The organism is Paenibacillus sp. Marseille-Q9583, from assembly GCF_976954365.1.
On record NZ_CDRJTB010000129.1, the window covers coordinates 1 to 6,052 of the forward strand.

Annotated in this window: 9 protein-coding genes; 4 read left to right on the forward strand and 5 right to left on the reverse strand. The window is 38.9% G+C overall.

Annotated features, from left to right (window positions below):
• The first annotated feature begins 7 nt into the window (after nucleotides 1-7).
• The 4 genes from lexA to ACWNM1_RS29960 all read left to right on the forward strand — a co-directional run bounded on the left by lexA (nucleotide 8) and on the right by ACWNM1_RS29960 (nucleotide 2,570).
• Nucleotides 8-634, forward strand: coding sequence for a transcriptional repressor LexA (lexA, locus tag ACWNM1_RS29945; protein ID WP_042188849.1), 627 nt, complete (start codon nucleotides 8-10; stop codon nucleotides 632-634).
• Nucleotides 635-888: 254 nt separating this feature from the next.
• On the forward strand, nucleotides 889-1,227 hold the full coding sequence (locus ACWNM1_RS29950) for a L,D-transpeptidase (RefSeq protein WP_042188851.1): 339 nt from the start codon (nucleotides 889-891) through the stop codon (nucleotides 1,225-1,227).
• Nucleotides 1,228-1,375: 148 nt separating this feature from the next.
• Nucleotides 1,376-1,756, forward strand: a complete 381-nt coding sequence (locus ACWNM1_RS29955) for a hypothetical protein (RefSeq protein WP_449603835.1) — start codon at nucleotides 1,376-1,378, stop codon at nucleotides 1,754-1,756.
• Between the two features lie 235 nt (nucleotides 1,757-1,991).
• Entirely contained in the window at nucleotides 1,992-2,570 is a 579-nt protein-coding gene (locus ACWNM1_RS29960) for a hypothetical protein (protein WP_449603836.1), read from the forward strand.
• A gap of 125 nt (nucleotides 2,571-2,695) precedes the next feature.
• On the opposite strand, the gene ACWNM1_RS29965 is transcribed toward ACWNM1_RS29960, so the two are convergent.
• From ACWNM1_RS29965 to ACWNM1_RS29985, 5 genes are all read right to left on the reverse strand, one after another.
• Nucleotides 2,696-3,478, reverse strand: a complete 783-nt coding sequence (locus ACWNM1_RS29965; RefSeq protein ID WP_449603837.1) for an MBL fold metallo-hydrolase — start codon at nucleotides 3,476-3,478, stop codon at nucleotides 2,696-2,698.
• A complete protein-coding gene (locus ACWNM1_RS29970) occupies nucleotides 3,475-3,975 on the reverse strand; it encodes a cupin domain-containing protein (RefSeq protein ID WP_449603838.1) in 501 nt (166 codons plus the stop codon). The genes ACWNM1_RS29965 and ACWNM1_RS29970 overlap by 4 nt, the downstream gene beginning before the upstream one ends.
• A gap of 133 nt (nucleotides 3,976-4,108) precedes the next feature.
• A complete protein-coding gene (locus ACWNM1_RS29975; RefSeq protein ID WP_449603839.1) occupies nucleotides 4,109-4,732 on the reverse strand; it encodes a DUF4352 domain-containing protein in 624 nt (207 codons plus the stop codon).
• A 266-nt stretch (nucleotides 4,733-4,998) separates the two neighbouring features.
• Nucleotides 4,999-5,202 (reverse strand): DUF5316 family protein, encoded by a 204-nt coding sequence (locus tag ACWNM1_RS29980; protein ID WP_449603840.1) that lies wholly within the window; start codon nucleotides 5,200-5,202, stop codon nucleotides 4,999-5,001.
• 642 nt (nucleotides 5,203-5,844) lie between these two features.
• On the reverse strand, nucleotides 5,845-6,052 hold a 208-nt coding region (locus tag ACWNM1_RS29985), incomplete at its 5' end, for an IS3 family transposase (RefSeq protein ID WP_449603841.1).

The window sequence follows — 6,052 nt, forward strand, 5'->3', positions numbered from 1 at the left end:
GATTCCAATGTCAAAGATTTCAAGTCGCCAGCTGGCGATCCTGGAATTTATACGTAGCGAAGTCCGCAGCAAGGGTTATCCTCCTTCCGTCCGGGAGATTGGAGAAGCTGTTGGTCTTGCTTCCAGCTCCACAGTTCACGGTCATTTAGATCGGCTAGAGAAGAAGGGACTTATCCGTCGAGATCCAACGAAGCCTCGTGCGATAGAATTGCTTGGCCAAGAGGATTCCGAGAATGTCCATCATTTCGCGCAAACCGTCGCTCGCATTCCTGTCGTAGGTAAGGTTACCGCCGGGGTTCCTATCACTGCTACTGAGAATATTGAAGACTACTTCCCGCTTCCAACTCACTATGTTGGAGATAACAAAGTATTTATGTTATCGGTTCAAGGTGACAGTATGGTCGAAGCTGGGATTATGAATGGCGACTATGTTATTGTTCGTCAACAACAAACGGCTGATAACGGAGATATCGTTGTAGCTATGACCGAAGAAGATGAAGCAACCGTTAAGACTTTTTATAAAGAACGTGATCATATACGTCTTCAGCCGGAGAATCCGGCGTACGAGCCTCTTCGCCTTAATCGCGTGACCATTCTCGGCAGAGTTATCGGATTATTTCGAGATATCCACTAAGTATGCACTCCTACCAAGCGAAAACGGATACCGCCCTTTAAAGGACGGTATCCGTTTCTACGAGAAGTATAAGGAAATATATGCTTTCTTATATTTTTATCAAAGCTGTTACGCAAATGCGGAACAGTTTTTTTCGTTATCTAACTCCAATAGTCCACCAAGAACACTTGTTCCCATTGGCTAAAATGACCATTTTTAATGAATAACCGTTTAGGCATCTTGCTCATATCTTAATTAGAAAGGAGTGTTGCACAATGCCAAATTATCGGATTATAGTTGATCTGACGCAGCGTATGCTTTATCTTCTTGATAACGACATTGTGATCAGGGGCTTCCCAGTCGGAATCGGTAAAATGTTAACTCAATCACCACTTGGTGAATTCACAATCATTAACAAACAACCCGATCCAGGTGGTCCATTTGGGGTCTTTTGGATGGGTCTATCTAAGCCTCACTATGGGATACATGGAAATAATGATCCCTCATCCATAGGGCACGAAGTATCCCACGGTTGTATTCGTATGTACAATGAAGATGTGTTAGCACTAGCTGCGATTGTTCCGATTGGAACACGAGTAACAATCAGGAATTAAATCTATCTCTATATATAAACACGCCTCACTCATGGTTCAATGGAGGGGCGTGTTTGTATTTATGTATTTTTGATGACCTAATAGGAATTATGTGGTTATATGTCGAATAATGTTAACAGGATTTCAAATTGAAAGGAAGTGTCTCGTTTTGAACAACTCAAAAATTAGAACCCTCGTCGATTTTAAAGTCGATGCACTTGTTAAACTCTCTGGCTTATTGTTAAATAACGATCAAGCGAGTGGAAAAAAAGTGAATTTACTCACCTCATTCGGCAGTATTCAAGGGACCATCTCCCCTTCCACCTCCAATAAAGAGGATGTTTTTGACTTAAAATCTCTTATGGATGATGTCATTGTAGATGAATACATATCTTATTTAGGTGCGGAACATCCCGATAAAAATTTCAGCTATAACTTTGTAGTCCTTAATGATGTTTATGTAAGACCCTATACTCACTATGAATCTCCGATCGAATACAAACAGCTAATTGTTTATACCGATCAAATCACAGCCTTCAATTTCTTATGATTTTGACATATTTATTTTAAAAAGCTCTCAACAAAGCACTCCAGCAGTTGCCCCAATTTTGCACTCAGCTTGCAAAATCGGCAGATCTCTGGGTGCTTTTTCTTTTTCTAATCAGTAGTCGTTTCCTAAATTCACACGATTTTCGCTCTTAACAGATACTAGTAGAAAGAATTCAGGCATATCTTTCAATAAGCAATAAATCTTGCTCTACTGAGATCATTGGAGGTGTGATTACATGCTGATTTTCTTAATGTATATGTTTGCCATTGTAGGAGGAGTCTTAATTCTAAGTGCCGTTATTATAGAATTAAAAAAACTATCTACTTCTTCTGAACTTTCTAAGCTATTAAACGCAACCTCATCTTTTAATATTATATTCACCAAAACATTCATTCCGCCCAATCAATCGCACTTGATCGCCCTTAATGAACCTTATAAAAAAATAGCAATAGGTACCAGCTATCCGAAAACAAGCAAAAAAGCAATAGCAAAGCTATACTCGTTCGACAATATAATGGGATCAGAGATTGTTGTTAACGCACTAACCCTTTCAAAAGTATCTAAACGACAACAAAACAGCAAATCAACTGCTTCAAGTGCGGATATTCATGTGGTTAATAGCGGTGACGAAGAGGCTGATGTTATTGAGGAACTTACGCTTAAAATATACATGAACAGCAATGAAATACCTGTGTATAGTATTTCTTTCTTACCAGGCTTATTGCCCATTCAACAATCCGATAATCAGTACAAAGAAGCTTACTCCCAAGTCCAACAATTACATGCGTTCTTCAGGTCAATCGTGTCCGAATGAATGCCCCCTTTCCGCCTATTATTACTTCAATTTACCTTTCCCGATTAGAAATTTTGAAAACCTTAAGGAAAAACAAAAAAACGGTCCTTTTGAGAGGGCCGTTTTCGCTGCATCCAACATTCATTTTAAAATTGCACACTAAATCCATTAAATTGATGAATGCCCGTACCATGAGCAACAAGATCCCGTTCACGTAATTCACGAACTGCCTTCATAACCTCTTGCAAAATAGCTGGATCTAGACCCAACGTATTATGAGAACCGAATACTTGAGATACATTTGGAATTTGCGCAATCTTTTCTAAAGAAGCCACTAAATCTAGCGGACTAGTAGAGGGATAAAAGGCATAAATTGGCGTAACATCATACAACAAATCCCCTGTAAACAGATACCCGTTGGCATGATCAAAGATGCTAATATGACCTGGCGAATGACCCGGTGTGTGGTAAACTTCTAATCTACGCCCGCCTAAATCAAGCACATCTCCCTCTCGCAATAGAGCTGTTGGTTTCCCTTGATAAGGTGTATACGTATTGGGATCAAACGTCTCAGGAACAGGGAGAGTAATATCTCGGCTCATATCTTTTCTGATCTGGGCAAGGGACAAACCTCGTATTCCATTAATAAGCCAATCCTCATCCTCTTTATGAACATAGATCGTCTCAAATTGTCCATGACTGCCTATATGGTCTGCATGCACATGCGTAGTGATGACAACGATAGGTAAATCCGTTAACTGATCCGTTATTCTTTTTATATTATCGATGCCTAATCCCGTATCAATCAACACCGCTTGTTCTTTCCCTAACAACAAAAAAGAGTGCACCTTTTCCCAATGTCCATATTCACTGATTGCATAGGTAATTGGATCAATTTTCGTGACTGTGAACCATCGATCTTGAATCAAGTGTGATCCTCCATTCCGTTCCACTTCTCCCTTACCTGCTCTTCTCCTTTATAATAGTCCGCTTGTTGATTCGCCTGATAAATTTCTTGATAGGGGAGAATGTTGATTTTACCTGAGTCCGGATATTCGCAAACATCTATACCCTGGTTCGTTCGGAGATCAAGATACTTGCAAGGGGCATCCGTATGATTATAAAGTTGATGCGCTCCTTCAGGTCCCATTTCAAAAAATAGTACATCACCTTCAGAAACCTCGGAAAAACCTTCAGGGGTTCTTAACATCGCTTTTCCCGTCAAAATTACAAATATCTCTTCAGCATTTCTATGAAAATGATAAGGAAAGGAATATTTATCTGGATCAAGCGATCTTATGTCGAAGACAAGATGTTTAGAATTAGCGATCTCAGCTAACCTCTCACTAGTATGCCAGGCAAACTCAGGGATCGGAGATAACTTTTGTTTAAATGAAACTGTATGTTCATTAAAAATCTTCGCCAAATATAACACCCCTCATCCATTACGCTTTTCTTTCAATATAATCGGTTTGGTACTTTATGTAAATGCAGATTATCAGGTTTAACGATAAAAAAAGCCCCACCAGCTTTGGCGAGACTCTTATATGTGAAATATCCTATTTATTTTGAAGAACGATTTTGATTTCTCCATCTGAACTAAAACTTAAAACCGTAAAATCAGTATTGATTTCAAGTTCTTTCCAATCCTTAGGAAGCTGGTAAGCTAGTTTGCCACGAATTTTCTTTCCCGCAGCTAAAGCGCCGTCCATTGTTCCTACTTGACTATCCAAAGTATGAGCCAAGAGATCTTCATTTATGGAGAAGCTGTCTTGGTATGCATTGAACATTAGCATAGAGCTTACCATATAATCTTTACTGGAAATATTCTCAAGTATAATTCCGATTTCTACAAACTCATTACCCTCTGATGGTTGTACATAATCGTTTCCCTTGGGCTTTTCCAGAGATTCAACTGTGAGCTTAAAATTCTTCGTTGTGATGGTTTGTCCAACTTCAGTTATCATCGTTTCCTTTGGCTCTTCAGTAGGCTTGCTGGTAGGCTTTTCCTTTTCGACCGGTTTCTCTGTTGCTACAGTATCATCTACCTTTGCCACTGCTGGTTCTGATTTTGATACTGTAGGTTCACTATCATTCCCCTGTGATCCAATCACCCCAATTACAACAAAAACAATAATAAGCCAAAACCACCATTTTTTAAAAAAAGGTTTCTTTGTTTTCAATATTCTACTTCCTCTCAGATAATATCTTTTTTCAACTTCTACTAGGAAAATATACCCATATTATCCTATGAAAGATATACCTTTGCAAGAAAAATATAAAATAATGTCAGATGATAAGAATAATTGTGACTGTTATATTAAATTCCATTTTACTAGAACTATAAATACAAAAACCTCAAAGGCAAAAACATCAAGGGTCTAAAGGTTCTTGTAAAAAGTCATGTATTTACACTCTATACCACTCTTGAACTTGAGTGAGGTAAAAATCACAATATATATACTAGTCCAGCTATAGCCATGGAAAGAACCCCTCCTAAAGCAGACCATTTCGCTACTTTGTTTTTAATTTTACGGTCTTCTTTGGATTCCGAATAAAAATTCCCTCTTTGCTGAGTACCTGTCGTAAATCCGCCAACACATATACCAGAGATCACAAAAAAAGCCAGTCCTATATATATGAATATGCGCATATTAGTGCTCCTCCCAGGAAAGCATTGGATATCTATATATAAGATATTCTAACATTATTCTCCACTACTAATTGAAAAAGTTAAAATGATGTATGACGAGAATGCAAATAATCGAGGAATCATGGGTATGTGCTCAGGTACTATTTCTTGTGGTGATTGGTATTGCAGCCCTTCTGGTGTGTACTTAGTTTCTCCACGAACGGAGTGAGTCCACTTCTTCGAGTTTTGGACTCAGATGACGTTATTTACAAAATAATCGTCTATTGTGCAGGGTTTTGGACTCCAGTGACGTTATTGCTTCTTAAGAGCATTATATTGGGTACTTTTCAGGCCAAAAACTGCATCGCGGTCCGATAGTAAGCCAAAAAAACAGAATAAAGCTACAAATAAGATCTGCTGTGAAGCTAGAAGGTGCATCGTACATAAGTTTGGTTGCAAGCCTCCGTTATGGTGTGGATGTTCTATCATTCCCTTATTTCACCCTCTAGAAATAAGGGAAGCGAACTGATTGTGGTTGGTAAGTGCGTACGTATAAATTGGACGTGCCTAGACACAGGTTTACACCAATTCAAAAATACGAGAAGAAAAAGGACCTTTGAGCAGATGGTCAAGCCCCCATTTTATAGACACTGAAAAAAGACCCTAGGCAATAAGCTGTTTCCGGTACTCTACCGGGGGCAGCTTATTTAGTTTTCGTTGTGGCCGATGTTGGTTATAAAATCGAATGTAATCTTCAATTTTCCTTTGTGCCTCATCCATATTTCGGATATGATATGGATAGAGTCCTTCCGTTTTGAGATGCGAGAAGAAGCTCTCCATCGAGGCATTGTCATAACAATTGCCCCGGCGT

Bases quoted from the DNA above. Each gene is read 5' to 3' on its own strand.
- ACWNM1_RS29950 (WP_042188851.1), top strand. From the start codon at position 889: ATGCCAAATTATCGGATTATAGTTGATCTGACGCAGCGTATGCTTTAT.
- ACWNM1_RS29960 (WP_449603836.1), top strand. From the start codon at position 1,992: ATGCTGATTTTCTTAATGTATATGTTTGCCATTGTAGGAGGAGTCTTA.
- ACWNM1_RS29980 (WP_449603840.1), bottom strand. From the start codon at position 5,202: ATGCGCATATTCATATATATAGGACTGGCTTTTTTTGTGATCTCTGGT.
- lexA (WP_042188849.1), top strand. From the start codon at position 8: ATGTCAAAGATTTCAAGTCGCCAGCTGGCGATCCTGGAATTTATACGT.